The sequence below is a fragment of the Anaerococcus murdochii genome (assembly GCF_019957155.1).
In the GTDB taxonomy this organism is placed as follows: Bacteria; Bacillota; Clostridia; order Tissierellales; family Peptoniphilaceae; genus Anaerococcus; species Anaerococcus murdochii.
The window spans coordinates 786,086-805,727 of the sequence record NZ_JAIPME010000002.1 but is presented as its reverse complement, the minus strand read 5'-3'; the positions used below and the strand labels follow the sequence as shown (position 1 = coordinate 805,727).

The 19,642-nt window shown below is 36.0% G+C and carries 11 protein-coding genes, 1 tRNA gene and 3 rRNA genes; 4 read left to right on the top strand and 11 right to left on the bottom strand.

Annotated features, from left to right (window positions below; all coding sequences use genetic code 11):
• Window positions 1-229 precede the first annotated feature (229 nt).
• Window positions 230-1,384, top strand: coding sequence for an iron-containing alcohol dehydrogenase (locus K8P03_RS04140; RefSeq protein WP_223418544.1), 1,155 nt, complete (start codon window positions 230-232; stop codon window positions 1,382-1,384).
• A 313-nt stretch (window positions 1,385-1,697) separates the two neighbouring features.
• Here K8P03_RS04140 and K8P03_RS04135 read toward each other — a convergent pair.
• The 6 genes from K8P03_RS04135 to K8P03_RS04110 all read right to left on the bottom strand — a co-directional run bounded on the left by K8P03_RS04135 (window position 1,698) and on the right by K8P03_RS04110 (window position 7,413).
• A tRNA-Gln gene (locus tag K8P03_RS04135) sits at window positions 1,698-1,773 on the bottom strand.
• A gap of 77 nt (window positions 1,774-1,850) precedes the next feature.
• Entirely contained in the window at window positions 1,851-2,567 is a 717-nt protein-coding gene (locus tag K8P03_RS04130; RefSeq protein WP_223418541.1) for a hypothetical protein, read from the bottom strand.
• A 110-nt stretch (window positions 2,568-2,677) separates the two neighbouring features.
• Window positions 2,678-5,005 (bottom strand): DUF5633 domain-containing protein, encoded by a 2,328-nt coding sequence (locus K8P03_RS04125; protein ID WP_223418539.1) that lies wholly within the window; start codon window positions 5,003-5,005, stop codon window positions 2,678-2,680.
• 10 nt (window positions 5,006-5,015) lie between these two features.
• On the bottom strand, window positions 5,016-5,810 hold the full coding sequence (locus tag K8P03_RS04120) for a metal ABC transporter permease (protein ID WP_223418537.1): 795 nt from the start codon (window positions 5,808-5,810) through the stop codon (window positions 5,016-5,018).
• Between the two features lie 6 nt (window positions 5,811-5,816).
• Window positions 5,817-6,464, bottom strand: a complete 648-nt coding sequence (locus tag K8P03_RS04115; RefSeq protein WP_223418534.1) for a metal ABC transporter ATP-binding protein — start codon at window positions 6,462-6,464, stop codon at window positions 5,817-5,819.
• A 7-nt stretch (window positions 6,465-6,471) separates the two neighbouring features.
• Window positions 6,472-7,413 carry a metal ABC transporter substrate-binding protein gene (locus tag K8P03_RS04110; RefSeq protein ID WP_223418531.1) on the bottom strand — a complete coding sequence of 314 codons (942 nt, stop codon included), beginning with the start codon at window positions 7,411-7,413 and terminating at the stop codon, window positions 6,472-6,474.
• Between the two features lie 977 nt (window positions 7,414-8,390).
• Between K8P03_RS04110 and K8P03_RS04105 the strand changes: the two genes are divergently transcribed.
• Together K8P03_RS04105 and K8P03_RS04100 are read left to right on the top strand one after the other, a co-directional pair.
• A complete protein-coding gene (locus K8P03_RS04105; protein WP_223418529.1) occupies window positions 8,391-9,281 on the top strand; it encodes a GIY-YIG nuclease family protein in 891 nt (296 codons plus the stop codon).
• Window positions 9,282-10,085: 804 nt separating this feature from the next.
• Entirely contained in the window at window positions 10,086-11,270 is a 1,185-nt protein-coding gene (locus tag K8P03_RS04100) for a hypothetical protein (protein ID WP_223418527.1), read from the top strand.
• Between the two features lie 414 nt (window positions 11,271-11,684).
• Here K8P03_RS04100 and K8P03_RS04095 read toward each other — a convergent pair whose 3' ends face one another.
• Window positions 11,685-11,813: a LuxR C-terminal-related transcriptional regulator gene (locus tag K8P03_RS04095; RefSeq protein ID WP_223418524.1), complete on the bottom strand. Its 129-nt coding sequence runs from the start codon at window positions 11,811-11,813 to the stop codon at window positions 11,685-11,687.
• A gap of 61 nt (window positions 11,814-11,874) precedes the next feature.
• On the opposite strand from K8P03_RS04095, the gene K8P03_RS04090 reads away from it, so the two are divergent.
• Window positions 11,875-12,066: a DUF4357 domain-containing protein gene (locus K8P03_RS04090; RefSeq protein ID WP_223418522.1), complete on the top strand. Its 192-nt coding sequence runs from the start codon at window positions 11,875-11,877 to the stop codon at window positions 12,064-12,066.
• Window positions 12,067-12,759: 693 nt separating this feature from the next.
• Here K8P03_RS04090 and rrf read toward each other — a convergent pair.
• The 4 genes from rrf to K8P03_RS04070 all read right to left on the bottom strand — a co-directional run bounded on the left by rrf (window position 12,760) and on the right by K8P03_RS04070 (window position 19,641).
• Window positions 12,760-12,876, bottom strand: a 5S ribosomal RNA gene (gene rrf / locus K8P03_RS04085).
• Between the two features lie 72 nt (window positions 12,877-12,948).
• Window positions 12,949-16,135 (bottom strand): 23S ribosomal RNA (locus tag K8P03_RS04080).
• A 131-nt stretch (window positions 16,136-16,266) separates the two neighbouring features.
• Window positions 16,267-17,794: ribosomal RNA gene (locus K8P03_RS04075) — 16S ribosomal RNA — on the bottom strand.
• Together the 16S, 23S and 5S rRNA genes form the textbook arrangement of a ribosomal RNA operon.
• Window positions 17,795-18,447: 653 nt before the next feature.
• A complete protein-coding gene (locus tag K8P03_RS04070) occupies window positions 18,448-19,641 on the bottom strand; it encodes an ABC transporter ATP-binding protein (RefSeq protein ID WP_223418519.1) in 1,194 nt (397 codons plus the stop codon).
• Window position 19,642 lies beyond the last annotated feature (1 nt).

Here is a 19,642-nt window from a genome sequence, read left to right as displayed (position 1 = left end):
CTCCTTTAATTAGTTTATGTATTAGTGTACTATGGTTAATTATACTTTTAAATTAATTTTTTCCCATTTTTAGTATTAATTATTTGATTATACTATAAATTTCAAGTTAAATTCACGGATACTATATATATTTATATTTGGGTAAACCTTTACATAACCTAATAGGAGTGGTATATTAAAAGTAGATTGTTAATTATTTAATTAACGAAAAATAGATTTGGAGGATTTTATGACATATACAACATTTTCAGTACCAAACACCATAGTTCACGGTGAAAACGCACTCGACTACCTAGCCACCCTTAAGGGCAAAAAAGCTGTCCTTGTCACTGGTGGATCTTCAATGAAAAGATTTGGTTTCCTAGATGAAGCTAAGGAACAATTAGAAAAAGCAGGAATGGAAGTTTTGATAATTGACGGTGTAGAACCAGACCCATCAGTTAAAACTTGCCTAGCTGGCGGTGCAAAGATGGCTGAATTTGAACCTGAATGGATAATCGCAATCGGTGGTGGTTCTGCAATGGACGCTGCCAAAGCTATGTGGGTTTTCTATGAACACCCAGATTGGGATTTCGAAAGACTAGCTGCTTTTGATAACCCACCATTAAAAAACAAGGCAAGAATGATTTGTATCCCATCTACATCTGGTACAGCAAGTGAAATTACCGCTTTCTCTGTAATAACCGATACAGAAAAAGAAATCAAATACCCACTTGTTCACCCAGATTTCGTTCCAGAAGTAGCCCTTCTTGATATGAGAATTCCAGCAACTATGCCTCCAAAAATCACAGCAGCAACAGGTATGGACGTAATGACCCACGCTGTCGAAGCCTTTGTATCAACAGCAGCGGATGATTTCACAGACCCATACGCAATCAGAGCTATTGAGTTAGTTTTCGGCTACCTAAAAGCTGCTTATGACAATGGCGACGACATGGAAGCTCGTGAAAAAATGCACATTGCATCTTGTATAGCAGGTATGGCCTTTACCAATGCTTCCCTTGGTATAGTTCACTCTATGGCACATAAAATCGGCGGAATCTTCCACCTAACCCACGGAGAAGCTAACGCAATCATGCTTCCTTACATCATCGACTACAACAGGAAAGCTTGCGATAAATACGAAAAAATCGAAAAAATCCTAGGCGTAGATGACATAGCAGAAGAAATCAGAAAATTAAACGCAGCTGTAGGCATCACAGCAAATATCAAAGACGGCAAAAACACCGTGATCGAAGAAAAAGACTTCCTAGAAGTTCTAGATAAGATGAGCGAAAATGCCTTCAAAGACGCTTGCACTCTCACAAACCCAAGAGAAACAAGCCCAGCAGACATCAAAAAAATCTACCACGCAGCCTACTACGGAGAAAAGGTAGACTTCTAAGAACTATAATGAGAAATCACGAAACCAATCCTTAAGAGGGTTGGTTTTTTGTTGGGAAAATATTTGTTAGATAAAAATTATAAAAAAAATCCGCAGATTTGCTCTACGGATTTTGAATTTGGCTGGAATAGTAGGACTCGAACCTACGCTCTCCAGAGTCAGAAGTCCTCCTCGAGCCGGACGGGCTAGCTGTGCCTTACCAGCTTGGCTATCGTAAATAGCCGTTGAATTCGGCTATTTACGCCGAAAACAGAGTGCGGGAGCACGAAGAAGTCTGCGGAGCAGACGAGTTTTCGTTTCCTTTTTAAATTTTTGGCTGGAATGACAGGATTCGAACCTGTGATCTCCAGAGTCAGAATCTGGTGCCTTACCGGCTTGGCTACATTCCAAAAATTTACTTTTTCCTACCCTTATAAATTACCGCTTTAGGCATTTATTGTCAACGACAAATCCAGCAATAATTGACCTATTTTTTCCTACCAGTCATGCAAAGATTCATCTCAAATCCCGCCCTTATGGCGGTATTTATAGACCTTGTGTGGGAAAATTGAGTAGCGGTGATTGGGCTTATATTATCATTTTCTTCCCTTATTATTAAAGATAGGCTCCTTAAAATTGAGGATCCAAGTCCTTGGTATTTAGGACTTTCAGAAAATTTCTCAAGGCCTATATCACAAATATATTTGCCAGAAATAGTGGCGCCCGCAAGGGCTACGAGCTCTTTGTCATCATAAAAACTAAGTCCAATTCTGTCATCCTCATCAAAAGCAAAGGCTATTTTTGTCTTGCCTTTAAATTTGCTTATATCTTCTTTTTCTATCCTTGTAAATTCAAAGTCTTTGACCCAAATTTTCCTATCAGAAAAGCTCATCAAAGGAAAAAAATTGTCGATTTCTATTCCAAATTCTCCCAAAATTTTATCAAGCTTTCTAATGTTAGCCGCCTCAGCAAACCAGGCTCCTGGATAATCTTTGAAATTTTCCCTAAGCTCATCTATCAAATCAAGATTTTCAGATCTCATAAAGACTTTTCCGCCTACACATATAGCAGAAAATGGCGCCTTGTCATAAAAGAAAAATGACTCTTCTGGTTTATTTACTGTAAAAATATTCTTTCTATCCTTAAATTCTCCAAAACTTATTGAATAATCGTTCATTATTTGTTTCTTAAAATTTATATCCATAAGGTCACCTCTAGTATTTTTGTTAGCAAGGATTATACTTTAAATAATGAAATTTCGCTAAATTTATAAGTTAAAAAGCGCTCAGCTTCTAACTAAGCGCTCTTACAATTTTAGCTTACTTTTAAATTGAAAAACCACCTTCCATTTTCTCCTTGAAAGATTTCGTAAGAGTCATTTGCAAAGTCACTATCCAAGGCTTTTTGAGCTGCTTCTTCTGCTTCTTCCTTACTTGAGTATCCATCTTGAGCCTTTTTAAGATTTTCTTCTTTCTCCTCAGGATCTATCTCTTTCTTTTCTTCCTGGATTTTAGAATCTTTTTCCCCTTCTTTTGCTTTCAAATCTTCTTTTGAAGAATTTTCCGCTTTATTTTCTTCAGCATTTTCATTAGAAGGATTTTCAACTTCCTTTTTGTCTGGATTTTCTTCACTAGTTTCTTCTTTTTTCATTTCTGGAAGCTTGTCTTTTTTATAGACTATCTTTCCATCAACGTCCTCAAAATCGCTTATATGGAAAGTGAGGTGACTAGGTCCGTAGACATGAAAATTAAGTCCTATATTTTGCACGTCGGCGTCAGGATATTCTTTTTTCAACATTTGCTCTATATTGTATCTTAAAATTTCTGATTTTTCGTCATCATAATCTTGGCCTATTTTTTCGTCCGGATTCTCCATCTTGTATTTTAATGTGGCTACAATATCTTTAGCTGTAAAATCTCCTAATTCTCCAGCTTTTTCCATTTTTACTAAGTCTTCTATGCTTAGATAATGGTAATGGTCTCCATGAAGCCAATAAAATACCTTACCGCCCTTGTATTGGCCTCCTGGGCCGAAGGCTGGTTTTCCATCTGATATTTGTCCAAAATTTTCCATTTGTTTGAACCTATCATCGAAGACTCTTTCTATTCCTTCTATTTTCTTGCCTTCAACACTGTCATAGTTGAACAAATCACCATCATTTACTTCTACATGAGAATAATCTTTTGATTCATTAATATATTCAGCATCTGGGTAATGACTTTTTGGGTTTTCTGTGACAACTCCAACTTCTTGATCGCCCTTATAGAGGTGCCAGTGGTCGCCGTGGTCAATAATTTTTGTAATTCCTTCTGGCCAATTGATCTTATTCTTATTTTGGTCCTTGTCTGAATGACTTCCCTCATATTGGCCAAAGCTGGCGTTTGGATATAGGTCTTGAGGATTTTCATAAGTCACACCTTCCCTACCCTTTGAATCGTAAATATGGTAGTGGTCCTCATGTTTTAAAATTTTCACTATATCATAAGGGTCGACTTCTTCCTGGCCAAGAATATTTGTAATCTTTAGCTTTCCTATCCTTGTTTTCCTATCTTCCGCTGCATTTGTTGGCCTGTCTTCACTTGAATTTTCTTGATTTTGATTCTCTACTTTTCCGCCATTTTCTTTTTCTGGCTTTACTTTTTGATCACCATGGCTGCCGTGATAAATACCCACACTTACACCTGGATAATCTGATGATGGATCTGAATAAGTAATGAACTCCCTTCCGTCAGATGTGTATACATGCCAATGGTCCCCATGCCTTAGTATACTTACCACATTGTGAGTTTTCTTATTTTCTTCCACTTTTACAAGTTTATCAGCTTCTATAAGTTTATCAGAGTTTTCTCTCTCATCTTTTATTCCGGCTGCTTTTTTCTTAGTTTTCCTTTCCTTATCTTCCTTGAGGATTTTTGCTATCATATTTTTCCTATCACCATGGCTACCTTCATATATACCATAAGATGCGTTTGGATATAGGCTTCTTGGGTCTTCGTAGGTTACAAATTCGTTGCCCTTTGATGTATAAATATGATAGTGGTCACCGTGTTTTAGTATCTTTATAACTCTTTCATCTTCTTTTTCGAGTTTCTCTTTTACTTTTTTATTTTCTGCCACTTTTTGAGCCTTATTTTTTCTGACATTTTCTTGGCCGTGGCTTCCAACATAAGTCCCTATTTTTATATTAGGAAATAGGGCTGATGGGTCTTCGTAAGTAAGGTATTCTGTCCCATCTGCTAGGTAAACATGGTAATGGTCGCCGTGTTTTTTAATTGCCACTACATTTTTATTTTTTAGCTGGCTTTTCCCTACAACACTGACCATTTCAAAATTAGAATTATCCTTAATTTGATTCGGATCAGAGTAAGTTATTTTTTCCCTACCATCCTTGGTAAATACATGCCAATGATCACCGTGTTTTACTATTTTAACTATGTCTTCCTTTTTGATTTCAGAATCTACCAAAACTTCGGTAGTTGTATCTTTCTTAAGACTAGTTTTTTTAGCCTCATAGGCTACTTTCTGGCTTGGTTTTACTTGTTTTTCTTCTTTATTATTTTTAAATAGGGAGCATGAGCTTAGGCTTGTCAAAAAAACACAAGCATATAAGACTACTTTTCCTATATTTTTTTTATTTTTCATTATTTCCCCTTTATTTTTTCTTTATAATTAGGCTTAGTATTAGCCATAAAACAGATATCAGCACAATTACAGAGCCTGGTTTTAAATCTAGGTAATAAGATATTATTAGGCCTAAAAATACAAAAGTTAGCGAAAACCCTATAGATAATAACAAGGTCTGTTTGTAAGTTTTGGTATATTGCATAGCACAAATGCTTGGTATTACCAAGATTGACGAAACTATCAAAGATCCGATGGTTTTTGCCGAAATAGACACAGTAATTGCTGTTAAAAAAGTTATAAACAAATTGATTATACTTGTGTTTATGCCCATGATCTTGGCTGCTTGCTGGTCGAAAATTGTTAAATATAACTTTTTATAAAGCATTGAATAAACAGCAAGCACAAGTACAGCAACCCCTATAACCAAATAAAATTCCTCATCAGATATTGTCACAATAGAACCAAATAAATAAGATGATATGGCATTGGTGTTTTTAACCATAGATGAAAATATCCCTGCAAGACCAATTGATGCTGCTAAAATAATAACTGTTGAAATTTCTTGATAGGATTTCAATTTATTTCTAATTATTTCTATAGAAAGTCCTGCCAAAAGACAGGCAATAATAGCCGCAAGAATCGGGCTAAATCCAAAGGCAAGCCCTATAGTAAGGCCAGCAAGGGATGAGTGGGAGAGGGTGTCTCCTATCATTGATAGTCTTTTAAGTAGGACTAGTTGACCCATACATGGCAAAATCAAAGCCAAAAGCCCTCCAACAATAAAAGCCCTTTGCATAAATTCATATTCAAATATATCTAACATGCTACCTCACAAACTAAGCCTATCTTTGCTTATTCTTTCTATTTTTCCCTTCTTGATTCTCAAGGCGTAATCTACATATAGGCCTGCCATATCTAGCTGGTGGGTAATTATTATTATTGTCTTCCCATCATCTTTTAGGTTTTTGAGATTTTCAAAAAAATCCTTAGAAAAATTTTCATCTATACCTGTAGTTGGCTCATCAAGCAGGATAAGACTTGCATCTTTAATAAGAGCTAGGCTTATTGCAAACCTTTGAATTTGCCCGCCTGACAATTCGCTTAGAGATTTATTTCTATGTTCGTATAAGCCAAGTTTTGCCATTATTTCCTTTGGATCAGTCTGCTTTTTAAGATAAGAAAGGTGAATTTTAATTGATTCTTCAATACTTGTAGGGAAATTTCTATAAGATTCCACTGCATTTTGTGAAATATAAGCAAGATCCCTATAATGCCTATCTTTTCTTATATCGTCTCCAAATATTTTTATTTGCCCATTCCTTGGCTTTAGATCGCCCAAAATAAGTTTAAGAAGTGTGGACTTGCCAACCCCATTTGCCCCAACCAAGCCAACAAAGTCACCCTGGTTGATTTCAAAACTAACATTATCAAGAATAAGGTCCTTCTCATAGGCAAAGCTGAGACCTTCTACCTTCAATACCTCTCTACTCATTGAAAGATTCAACCAAAGCCTTCAAATTTTCTTCCATAAGGCCAAAATAACCCTTTTCTATCATATGGTCATCGAGATTTTCCATTGTATAGAGAGTTGAAGTCTTAGTGCCTGTATTTTTTGCCAAAGTCTCAGCCACTTTTGGAGTTGCTTTGCCTTCAAAAAATATAGTCTTAATATTCTTTTCTTTAACGAAATCCGCTATAGTCTTAAGGTCCTTAGCTGAAGGTTCCTCTTCTGGTGATATCCCAGTTACAGCCACTTGCTTAAGGCCATAATCATCTGCTAGATAATTAAATGCAGCATGAGAAACAACAAAATATTTCTCCTTATCCTTAACCTTCGAAAGTTCGTCAGAAAACTTCTTATCAAGGTCATCAAACTTAGCAAGGGCTTCGTCAAGCTTGTCTTTATAATACTTTTCATTATCAGGATCCATACTAGAAAGCTTCCTATAAATATTATCAACCATAACCTTGGCATTTTTTATAGAAAGCCAGGTGTGAGGATTTATAGAAGCCATATCAGAGCCTTCTTTAGAAGAATCTAAAAGAGTGAGACCATCTGATAAATCCAAAAATTTATCATCATCTTTGACATTGTCCTTCAAATCATCAATAAAAGACTCCATACCAGCCCCATTATAAGCAATTAAATCAGCCTTGCTCAAATCCTTCATTGCTTGGCTGGTAAGCTCAAAAGAATGAGGCTCTTCACTAGTTTCTATTATTGTTTTAACATCATACTTATCGCCTGAAATCATTTTGACAAGCTCAGCCACTGGATAAAAACTAGCATAAATAGTCTTTTTATCCCCGCTACTTTTAGCCTCAAGTGGCTTATCGTCTATCTTTTTATCTTCCCTGCCACAAGATGTCATAGGAACTAAAATAAGGGCTAATATAAAAAATAATTTTTTAAAATTTTTAAACATAATCTTCCTCCTAATGTGCAAGTGATTTGCAACAAATATTATCATACACCTATTGCAAGTCATTCGCAATAGCCTTTTGTATTTCTTTAACTTTTTATTTGCTAATAATTTAAGAAAAATAAATGATTATATGTAATTAGCATAAATATGAAGAGAATATATCAATTAAATAAATAAAAATAGGGGAAAATTTGTTCAATAGATTTAGGATAAAATACTTAATAAATAATATAGAATACAAAAATAGAATTCAAACAAAAAACCGAATAAACTTTAACTTACTCAAAATAAGAAAAACTTAAACAAAAAAATATAATAGGTCCTTTTTATAATAAAATTTGGTAAAAATAAGCACAAAAAATCGACTCTGAAATTTCTTTACACTTCAAAGTCGATTATTTTTCCCCACTGGCACAGCGTTCTGATTTAGGTTCAATCACGCTTATTTCCTTTCTATATGCGAAGTCCTTAGACTTCCTAAACATTCCTACTTTATGTGAAATCTTCTTTTCTATTAGCAACAGGCTTACAAAATACTTTATAAAATTATTTTCTTTCTCAAAACTCTTAGTCCAAATCATATAGAAAAACGTCAGATGGCTCATCTTTTACACTTATCTTCCACCACTTTTTCTATAAATTCATAAGCAAAGTAGATATACTAGAAACTTACAAATCACCAGCAGTCCATAAAAGCATCAAAATCAAATAAATCTATAAATAATATTCAATTTTCTTAAACCCTGTGCCAGTGGGTAAGAAAACTATTTAATTTTTCTTATTACTTTTATACCCTGATAATGTGATTTTAAACACCAAAATAAGAAATTTTTGTAATTTTTTAAAGATTTTCTTTAAATCTACCAAATTAAAGACTTTTAAACTAGATTTAATAAAAAACTCTCCATTAAAATGATAATAAATAAAAAATATTAACTGGTATAATGTAATTATTATATAATGTTTGAAGTACTAAAATGAAAAGCAGCAAAAATTTCAATCTTTTTCTAATGGACGGAGAAGTTACTGGTAGAATAAAGTGTACCCTATCAAATTGGACAGGCTTAGCTTATAAAGTTCCTAGGCCATATCTTGAAAAATGTAAAGATAGACAGGATTTAAAACAAAGTGGAGTATATTTTTTATTTGACAAGAACGATGACGGGGATGACGAAGTTTATATAGGACAAGCTGGAATAAGAAAAAATGGTGAAGGTGTTTTATTTAGGGTATCAGAACACTTAAAAGATGAAATTTATTTTTCAGATGCAGTCATGTTAACCACACAAAATAACTCATTTGGACCTACAGAAATCTCATATCTAGAGAATAAATTCACTAACATGGCTATTGATGTAGATAGGTACAAAGTAAGAAATGGAAATGATCCAAACCCTGGAAATGTAACCGAAGAAAAAGAATCAGAATTGGAAGATTTTGTAGAGTATTCTAAAATGGTACTTGGTGTCTTAGGTTATAAAATATTCGTTCCAATAGTTAAAAAAGAATTAAAAATAGAAAATAAAATCGATAATGATGAAATATTATATCTAAGTACTAGGACGAAAAAATCAGGAAAAATTATTAATGCTAAATGTAAAAGAACAAGTGAAGGATTTGTCGTATTAAAAGATAGTATGATAGAGATGATTGATTCAAAAAGTTTACCAAATAGTATAAAAGAACTACGAGATAAATGTAAAGCTAATAATGAAATAATAGATGGTAAACTAACAAAAAACTATTTATTCAATAGTCCATCATATGCAGCTATGTTTGTACTTGGGATGAGTAGAAATGGTAAAACTGAGTGGAAAATGGAAGATGGAACCACATTAAAAGAACTTGAGGAAAAAGAACTGAGATAGACTAGAAATAGACGATATACAATAGCTATATCGTCTATTTTTTATACCTTTTAATGAATGTAGCAAGAGGGTGTTCAAAAGCATAAAATAGCCATTCATAAATTCATACATTAAATTGTATCAAAGTGTGAGAGTCTTAGATATAAAGTATATGAATTTTATGATCCCTAATCCATGCTATATTATTAATTTTATAATAACACTTTCATTTTCAATAATATAAAATATCCTTATCATAATATTTTTTTCTGTCATTATTTTTCTTATATTCTAATTAAATCTCATATTATTTATAAAATGAAATTGGACTATTTAATTTTTTCTATTTAAATTTTTTACTTGAATAAATACTTTACTATTGCTATAAATGTTTTTTTATAAACAAATTTATTGGCCCATACAGGAATTTTCATATTATTATTGTTGATGTATATATAGAATATAATGAATTGATAAATACAATTACTAGAATGGGGGAAATTATTAAAAATGTAGGAGAGATTTGTAAAGAGTTATTGATTTTAGTCATAGTCCTCAGTATTTTTATACCTTCTATATCTTTAGCCAATTCATAAGAGAAATATGTGCCATCTGCTGTTAAATATGCGGGTTTGCTTACAAAGATTGAAAAATATGTAGAAGATAACAAAGATACTACTTGTGGATTAAATTGATTTTATTAAGAAAATTTAATAGTAGATAAAGGCTTGCAGTATAGTTAATTTCTTTTAAATAAGTATAATAATAAAGCCTATAATTTAAAAAATTTTAAGAAGAAACTATCAAAATATTCGGAGGTTTAAGTTGGGAGATATTAGTAAATTTGATGGAAATTATAACTTGGAAATATTAACAGAGGAAATGCTTGAGGATGCGAGAAAATCAATTAATCTAAACAATACATTAACTCTACCCATTGCGGAACTTTCAATGCTAGGAGCAAGTGTATCATCATTAGCTCCTGCTTTTAATACTATTACTAAGACTACATCTTTACCAACTGATGGTCTATATAAAATAGCAAATATAGCTTTAGGCGATACACTTAAGATGGCAAAAAACGGCAATGCTTGGGGTGCGATGAAAACAATCAAAGGTAAGTCTAAGATGGTTCAACTTAAAGAAGTGGGATCACTTACAGCAACAACAAAAACAGTGCTTCCAATTGATCCAGCAACTATTTTTGTAGCGATGATGCTTTACTCTATCGAAAAGGATATTAAGGAAATATCGGAAACCCAGAAAAAGATACTTTTATTTCTTGAAGTAGAAAATGAATCGCAAATCGAAGCAGATGTTGAAACTTTAATGGAGATAGTAAATAATTATAAGTATAATTGGGACAAGCAGTTAGTAGTTGCAAATAGCCATAATGTAATCATGGACATTAAAAATAGATCAAGAAAAAACATCTTAGCTTTCCAAAAGAAACTAACAGCTGAAGTCTCAAAGAAACAACTTCTCACTTTTCAAGGTAAAATAAATTCGAAATTGGCAGATTTAGTAAAAAAATTCAAGTATTATCGCCTATCAATTTATATATTTTCCTTAGCTTCATTAATGGAAATAATGCTATCTGGTAATTTTAAAAAAGAATACATTGAAAACACTAAAAACGAAATAGAAAAATTGTCAGCAAAGTATAGAGATTATTTTAACGAAGCTTCCTTATATATAGAAAAAATATCTAAGAGCGGAGTTGAGGCAAATATATTTAAAGGTATAGGATTAGCTGGAAAGACATCTGGAAAATTTATAGGAAATATTCCACTAATAAAGAAAGGCTCAGTTGATGAGTTTTTACAAGCTAAGGGAGATAATTTATACAACGATGCTCAAGAAATAGAAAAAAATACTGTGAAAAACTTTGCAGAACTAGCAAATCCAGGCACAAGGATGCTAATAAAGAAGATAGAAGATCTAAATTATATCTATAATCGCACGAATCAAATTTGCTTTAACAAGGACTCTATTTACTTTTTGTCATAAACTTATATAAAACTAATTTTACTCGATGTTCGCATTAATATACTTATGTCGAGTTTTTTATTTTTATAAATAACATCTTTCATTATTTTAGATATTTGCAATGATTCTTATATTTTCATTGATGTAAGTTTATATATTAGTGTTTATTATTTTCTTTGTAATATTATTTTCAATAATCTTATATGGTCTATTTTTAAATTTGAGTTTTTATTGGAAACGCTTAGCATTTATTGGCTTATAAATAACTTATTTAAATTTTAGCTGATTGTAGGAATAATAAAAAGTTGGGGCTCATTTTAGAACCCACTTATATTTTCTTATTAAATTCTAATCATCTTCTATTACAACTCCTGTGATGCGAGCTTGGATTGCTAGTTAGGTACGGCTAGTAAAAGCAGATTTATCTAGGAAATTCTAGATATGAGTTTTCACAGTGTTTGGTGAGACACCAAGATTTTCTTTGATTTTTTCATTTCCAATTCCTGTGGTAAGAAGTCTTAGGACTTGGATTTCTCTAGGTGTCTGTTCTGTGGATTTAGTCAATCCTAGTTTGACCTCTGGAGTTTGTAAGGGTTAGACAGATTCTCTTGCCATCCCAAAATCGATGAAAGAATTGAGGGAGCAATGTATAGATAAAAATGAAATTGTAGATGGAAAGTTGAATAAAAACTTTTTGTTTAATAGTCCATCTTATGCAGCCGCTTTTGTTTTGGGAACAAACGAAAATGGAAGAACAAGTTGGAAGAACGAAAAAGGTATAACATTAAAAGACCTAGAAGAAAATGAAATGAAATAATCTGAAAATCAGGCGATAGGCCTTTATACTGTCGTCTTTTTTCATGCAATTTAATAATACAAAGAAAACAAATTCCTGAATTCAACCATTGCTAAATTCTGCTTTCTCGTTATTAACTTTATATTATATACTAAAAAAGCTCAGGTAGTGTGAGTCCCGAATATGTTTAGCAGCTCTCGGCCGCTTGGACAATACTCCTACTCTACCATACGGTTTCCCGACCTCTACTCTCTCCTTTAAGTATTTGTATATAATTGATTTTTATACTAAAAAAAGACTCACATTGCTGCGAGTCTTGATTATTTGGCGACTCTCGGCCGCTTAGGCAGAATTCCTACCCTAATACAAGGTTGTCCGACCTCTACTCTCTCCTTTAAGTATTTGTATATAATTGATTTTTATACTAAAAAAGACTCACATTACTGCGAGTCTTGATTATTTGGCCGCTCTCGGCCGCTTGGGCAGAATTCCTACCCTAATACAAGGTTGCCCGACCTCTACCCTCTCATTTTATTGTTAATTTTTCTATAATTATGTACTAAAAAAGGATTCACATGGTGTGAATCCTTTAATTTATTTGGCGATTTCCTACTCTACCACAAGGTTTCCCGACCTCTACCCTCTCGTTTTATTGTTAATTTTTCTATAATTATGTACTAAAAAAGGATTCACATGGTGTGAATCCTTTAATTTATTTGGCAACTTCCTACTCTACCACACGGTTGCCCGAGCAGTACCATCGGCGTTATAAGGCTTAACTTCTGTGTTCGGTATGGGAACAGGTGTATCCCTTATGCAATCATCACCATATAATGACCTATAATTTCTAAATAGCATTTACTAATTCCTTAGTAAACCTCATTTTCATGAGAAACAATATTTCCAGTCAAGATGTAAAGTTTAGTATCCATTAGCTTAATACATTACTGCACTTACACCTTGGACCTATCAAACGTATTTTCTTTACGTACTCTGAGAAATCTTATCTTGAGGTCTGTTTCGTACTTAGATGCTTTCAGTACTTATCGTTTCCACACGTAGCTACCCAGCTATGCAAATGGCTTTACAACTGGTACACCATAGGTGTGTCCATCCCGGTCCTCTCGTACTAGGGACAGATCCTCTCAAATTTCTTACGCCCACGCTGGATAGGGACCGAACTGTCTCACGACGTTCTGAACCCAGCTCGCGTGCCTCTTTAATGGGCGAACAGCCCAACCCTTGGGACCTACTTCAGCCCCAGGATGAGACGAGCCGACATCGAGGTGCCAAACCTCCCCGTCGATGTGGACTCTTGGGGGAGATAAGCCTGTTATCCCCGGGGTAGCTTTTATCCGTTGAGCGATGGCCCTTCCATGCGGTGCCACCGGATCACTAAGTCCGTATTTCTACTCTGCGCAACTTGTAGGTTTTGCAGTTAAGCTCGCTTTTGCCTTTGTACTCTACGAATGGTTTCCGTCCATTCTGAGCGAACCTTTGAACGCCTCCGTTACTTTTTGGGAGGCGACCGCCCCAGTCAAACTGCCCAACTGACAATGTCCATTGCCCTGATTCAAGGGTCAATGTTAGAACTTTAATATTAGAAAGTTGGTATCCCAAGGGTGACTCTGCACATACTGGCGTACATGCTTCATAGTCTCCCAACTATCCTGTATATCTAATCTCAAAGTCCAATATCAGCCTACAGTAAAGCTCCACGGGGTCTTTCCGTCCTAGCGTGGGTAAGTCGCATCTTCACGACTACTACAATTTCACCGGATCCTTTGTTGAGACAGTGCCCAAATCGTTACACCTTTCGTGCGGGTCGGAACTTACCCGACAAGGAATTTCGCTACCTTAGGACCGTTATAGTTACGGCCGCCGTTTACTGGGGCTTAAGTTCGAGCCTTCGCTTGCGCTAAGCCGTCTCCTTAACCTTCCAGCACCGGGCAGGTGTCAGCTCCTATACTTCATCTTACGATTTTGCAGAAACTTGTGTTTTTGGTAAACAGTCGCTTGGGCCTGGTTTCTGTGGCCATATCGCTATGGCTCCCCTTCTCCCGAAGTTACGGGGACATTTTGCCGAGTTCCTTAACAAAGGTTCTTCCGCGCGTCTTGGTATTCTCTACCTCCCTACCTGTGTCGGTTTCGGGTACGGGCGCTTTGGTCTCGATAGTGACTTTTCTTGGCAATTTGAAATCGGCTACTTCTCTACTTATGTTTTCGATACCTATCAAGCCTCAGCCTTAATAGTGTGCGGATTTGCCTACACACTGGCCTTGACTCTTAGACTAGCATCCATCAGCTAGCTTAGCTTATCCTCTTGCGTCATCACATCTCTAATAGCGACTTTAAGCGGTACAGGAATTTAAACCTGTTGTCCATCGCCTACGCCTTTCGGCCTTGGCTTAGGTCCCGACTTACCCTGAGTGGACGAGCCTTGCTCAGGAATCCTTAGGGTTTCGACGGGAGAGATTCTCACTCTCCTTCTCGCTACTCATGCCAGCATTCTCACTTGTATTAAGTCCACCTTTGCTTTCGCTTCTGCTTCTTCCCTAATACAACGCTCCTCTACCACTGATAGAGAAATTAAATCTAGACATAAAGTTTTTTCTTAGATAATACTTTGATTAACCAGGTTCATACTTTCGTATGCTGTTTTTTCGGTGATATCGTAGTTACAACTTACCATTTACTTGTGATTGATTTAGCGTAAATTTGATTCGTTTTTAGCATTTCTGTCTTCCCTAAGAATTTTTCTTCGTTCTAGTTGAACTATCTTTTGACTCACTCCGTGTGGGTCCTCTTCGGGCCGGACAGGCCTGCTTGTAACTCGTTTATCTTGATTAATTGTTGTTTACAATATTTCCTAGTTAAGCTTTTCTTACCTTTTTTCTTTAGTTCTTTATGATTAGATTTAAATTCTCTATCAATCCGAAGCTTCGGTACTGGATTTTAGCCCCGTTCATTTTCGGCGCAAACCCACTTGACCAGTGAGCTATTACGCATTCTTTAAATGCATGGCTGCTTCTAAGCCAACGTCCTGGTTGTCTTAGTAGATTCACATCCTTTTCCACTTAATCCAGATTTGGGGACCTTAGCTGTCGGTCTGGGCTGTTTCCCTTTCGACTTAGAAGCTTATCCCTCTAAGTCTGACTCCTTGACCTGATTTTTTGGCATTCGGAGTTTGATAGGTTTCGGTACGGTTAACCGCCCTAGACCATTCAGTGCTCTACCTCCTAAAATCTTTAGTCAAAGGCTAGCCCTAAAGCTATTTCGAGGAGAACCAGCTATATCCGAGTTCGTTTGGCTTTTCACCCCTATCCACAACTCATCCGATACGTTTTAAACCGTACCCGGTTCGAGCCTCCAGTGAATTTTACTTCACCTTCACTCTGGTCATGGATAGATCACCCGGTTTCGGGTCTATTCTAATCGACTTTGGCCCTATTAAGACTCGCTTTCGCTTTGACTTCGTATCTTAAATACTTAATCTTGCCGCTTAGAATAACTCGCTGGCCCATTCTACAAAAGGTACGACATCACACTTTAGTGCTCTGTCTGCTTGTAGGCGCTAGGTTTCAGGTTCTATTTCACTCCCCTTTCGGGGTTCTTTTCACCTTTCCCTCACGGTACTTGTTCACTATCGGTCACATGTTAGTATTTAGCCTTAGGGGATGGGCCCCCTATCTTCACAACGGATTCCTCGTGTCCGGTGCTACTTTCACTCTGTCCATATTTAACTGTCGCGTACAAGACTGTCACTTTCTTTGGTTCATCTTCCCAAATGATTCTGCTAATTAAATATGATCCTTATTGAGTTGGGCTGTTTTCTTTTCGCTCGCCGCTACTAAGAAAATCGAGTTTTCTTTCTTTTCCTCCTGCTACTTAGATGTTTCAGTTCACAGGGTCTTACTTCACTAAGCTATGTATTCACTTAGTGATGACTATGTCTTCCATAGCCGGGTTTCCCCATTCGGAGACCTAGGGGTCATGGCTTTTTGTGAGCTTACCCTAGTTTTCGTTCACTTACGTCCTTCATCGTCTTCATGTGCCAAGGCATCCACCTTGCGCCCTTTCTTTCTTGACTGGAAATATTGTTTGCTATTTAGTTTTTATTGGTTCAATAACCTTTAAAATCATTATAGAAGATAAAGTTAATTACTGTGAGATTTAAAATCTCTCGGTAGGGAGAGAGCGTACCCTCTCCCTTATCCTTAGAAAGGAGGTGATCCAGCCGCACCTTCCGATACGGCTACCTTGTTACGACTTCACCCCAGTTACTGACCCTACCTTCGACTGCTGCGCCCACAAGGGTTCGCTCACAGGCTTCGGGTATTGCCAACTTCCATGGTGTGACGGGCGGTGTGTACAAGACCCGGGAACGCATTCACCGCGACATTCTGATTCACGATTACTAGCAACTCCAACTTCATGTACTCGAGTTGCAGAGTACAATCCGAACTGGGACAGGCTTTTTGAGATTCGCAAGACATCACTGTTTAGCTGCTCTGTGTACCTGCCATTGTAGCACGTGTGTAGCCCAAGTCATAAAGGGCATGATGATTTGACGTCGTCCCCACCTTCCTCCGGTTTGTCACCGGCAGTATCGTTAGAGTCCCCAACTTAATGATGGTAACTAACAATAGGGGTTGCGCTCGTTATGGGACTTAACCCAACATCTCACGACACGAGCTGACGACAACCATGCACCACCTGTATTACAGTCTTCCGAAGAAGTAGGAATCTATCTCTAGATCCCGCCGTAATATGTCAAGACTTGGTAAGGTTCTTCGCGTTGCGTCGAATTAAACCACATGCTCCGCTGCTTGTGCGGGTCCCCGTCAATTCCTTTGAGTTTCACGCTTGCGCGCGTACTCCCCAGGCGGAGTGTTTAATGCGTTAGCTGCGGCACCCAGATTTACTCCAGACACCTAACACTCATCGTTTACGGCGTGGACTACCAGGGTATCTAATCCTGTTTGCTACCCACGCTTTCGTACCTCAGCGTCAGGTTATGGCCAGAAAGTCGCCTTCGCCACCGGTATTCCTCCTAATATCTGCGCATTTCACCGCTACACTAGGAATTCCACTTTCCCTTCCATACCTCAAGATGAGCAGTTTTAAAAGCTTACTATAGTTGAGCTATAGGATTTCACTTCTAACTTGCTTACCCGCCTACGTACCCTTTACGCCCAATGATTCCGGACAACGCTCGGACCTTACGTATTACCGCGGCTGCTGGCACGTAATTAGCCGGTCCTTATTCCTATGGTACTGTCATTTTCTTCCCATAGAAAAGATTTTTACAACCCGAAGGCCTTCTAAATCACGCGGCGTCGCTGCATCAGGGTTTCCCCCATTGTGCAAAATTCCCCACTGCTGCCTCCCGTAGGAGTCTGGGCCGTGTCTCAGTCCCAATGTGGCCGTACACTCTCTCAAGCCGGCTACTGATCGCTGTCTTGGTAGGCCGTTACCCCACCAACTAACTAATCAGACGCAAGTCCATCTTAGAGCGATAAATCTTTGACCAAGGCCTCATGCGAGGTTATGGTTTCATAGGGTATTATTCTTCGTTTCCAAAGGCTATCCCCTTCTCTAAGGCAGGTTACTCACGCGTTACTCACCCGTCCGCCACTAATCCACTTAAATTCACTCCGAAGAGATCATTTAAGTTTCATCGTTCGACTTGCATGTGTTATGCACGCCGCCAGCGTTAATCCTGAGCCAGGATCAAACTCTCATTAAAAATTTGTAATGAAAGTCATTTTATTCTGACTCTGTCATTTACATCTGACTTAATATATCAAATGCGTGATTTAAAATTCTTTTTCAAGAATCATTACTGTAAAGAAATTTAACTAGGTTATAGTTGTTATTCTTTTAAAGTAATTATTAGTATTCCTTTTTGGAATAGTAGTAATTAACTTTATCAATCTTCTATATAATTTTAATCAATAAGACTAAGTCTTATCTAGGTTCAATGTCGCTAACTTGTTGCGACTTTTATATAATACCACTCAATTTTTATCTTGTCAAATATTTTTTGAAGTTTTTCTCAAATATTTGCACATTTTTGATAAATGCCTTAAGCAGCATTAATATAAGTATACGATATAGATTTTACTTTGTCAAATATTTTTGCAAATATTTTTTTAGGCCCCTTAGGACCTCCTCTACATCGTGCCTATATATAGTACTGCCCTATATATTGCTTGTCAACTAGTTTTCCTAAAATCTTTTCTTTTTCTTGTCTTTGTTTTTTCCTTCTATATATAAGAGCAATTTTATCTTGACATAATCTCCCCCATATATTTTTTATTTTTTTATATTTATGTTGACTGATTTTTTGCATTAAAAAAGCAGGTCATTTTGACCTACTATTTTTCTTTTATTAAGAATTCAATATTTTACTTTTTCACTTTCTATTTTTTCATCTTCTTCAAGTTCATTGTTTTTTGTATCTTCTATTAGTATATTTTTAATATCTGTTTTCTTTTCCGGGTATGATATACATTCTTCTGTCTTTATATCAAATAGATAAGTATTTTCTAAATTAATGCTGATTGGTATTTCTTTTTTTATTACTATTGGGTCTTGAGATTTAAAACGAATTACTATTGGTTCTGAATTTTCCTTTATTATATAACCGTATGTGTCTGAACCCATGTATTCTACATTGTCGAAGACTACCTTTATATCCGAGTCTTTGTCATATGTAAACTCTTCTGTTCTTATTCCCAAGAGGACTTTAGTATTTTTCGATTCGTAACTTACCAGGTCTTTTATTTTTATTGGTGGTAATTGACGTATCTTGCCAAATATTTCTACATAAAAGTCTGAACCATCCCTATGTAGATTAGTTTCTATGACATTCATCTTAGGCGATCCTATAAATTGTCCTATAAACCTATTTTTGGGTTTGTAGTAGAGATTTAAAGGGGTGTCAAATTGGACTAGCTCTCCCTCATTTATGACTGCTATCCTATCTCCCATTGTCATTGCTTCTATTTGATCGTGGGTTACATAGATGAAGGTCGTCTTTAATTCGTTGTGAAGCCTTACTATCTCTGTTCTCATTTCCACTCTTAATTTAGCGTCCAAGTTTGATAGGGGTTCGTCTAATAAAAAAACTTTTGGATTTCTAACCATGGCCCTACCTAGGGCTACTCTTTGCCTTTGTCCGCCTGAAAGTTGGGCTGGTTTTCTGTCTAGTAATTCCTCTAACTTTAATGTTTTCGCTATATTTTCTACTTTTTCGCTAATATCCTTCTTATTTACCTTTTTCATTTTTAAGGCAAAGCCCATATTTTCTCTAATGGTCATGTGAGGATATAAGGCGTAGGATTGAAATACCATCGCTATATCTCTGTCTTTAGATGACACGTCGTTCATAATTTTATCATCAATACGAAATTTTCCTTCTGATATATTTTCAAGGCCTGCTATCATCCTAAGTGTCGTTGATTTGCCGCAGCCTGAAGGTCCTACCAAAACTACAAACTCCTCATCTTTTATGTCTAAATTCATATTTTTAACTGCTTCAAAACCGTTGTCATAGATTTTTGAAACATTTTCTAATTTTACTCTTGCCATT

Excerpts from the sequence above, each read along its gene's own strand:
- K8P03_RS04140 (WP_223418544.1), top strand. The coding sequence starts at position 230 with ATGACATATACAACATTTTCAGTACCAAACACCATAGTTCACGGTGAA.
- K8P03_RS04130 (WP_223418541.1), bottom strand. The coding sequence starts at position 2,567 with ATGGATATAAATTTTAAGAAACAAATAATGAACGATTATTCAATAAGT.
- K8P03_RS04125 (WP_223418539.1), bottom strand. The coding sequence starts at position 5,005 with ATGAAAAATAAAAAAAATATAGGAAAAGTAGTCTTATATGCTTGTGTT.
- K8P03_RS04120 (WP_223418537.1), bottom strand. The coding sequence starts at position 5,810 with ATGTTAGATATATTTGAATATGAATTTATGCAAAGGGCTTTTATTGTT.
- K8P03_RS04110 (WP_223418531.1), bottom strand. The coding sequence starts at position 7,413 with ATGTTTAAAAATTTTAAAAAATTATTTTTTATATTAGCCCTTATTTTA.
- K8P03_RS04105 (WP_223418529.1), top strand. The coding sequence starts at position 8,391 with ATGAAAAGCAGCAAAAATTTCAATCTTTTTCTAATGGACGGAGAAGTT.
- K8P03_RS04090 (WP_223418522.1), top strand. The coding sequence starts at position 11,875 with ATGAAAGAATTGAGGGAGCAATGTATAGATAAAAATGAAATTGTAGAT.
- K8P03_RS04070 (WP_223418519.1), bottom strand. The coding sequence starts at position 19,641 with ATGGCAAGAGTAAAATTAGAAAATGTTTCAAAAATCTATGACAACGGT.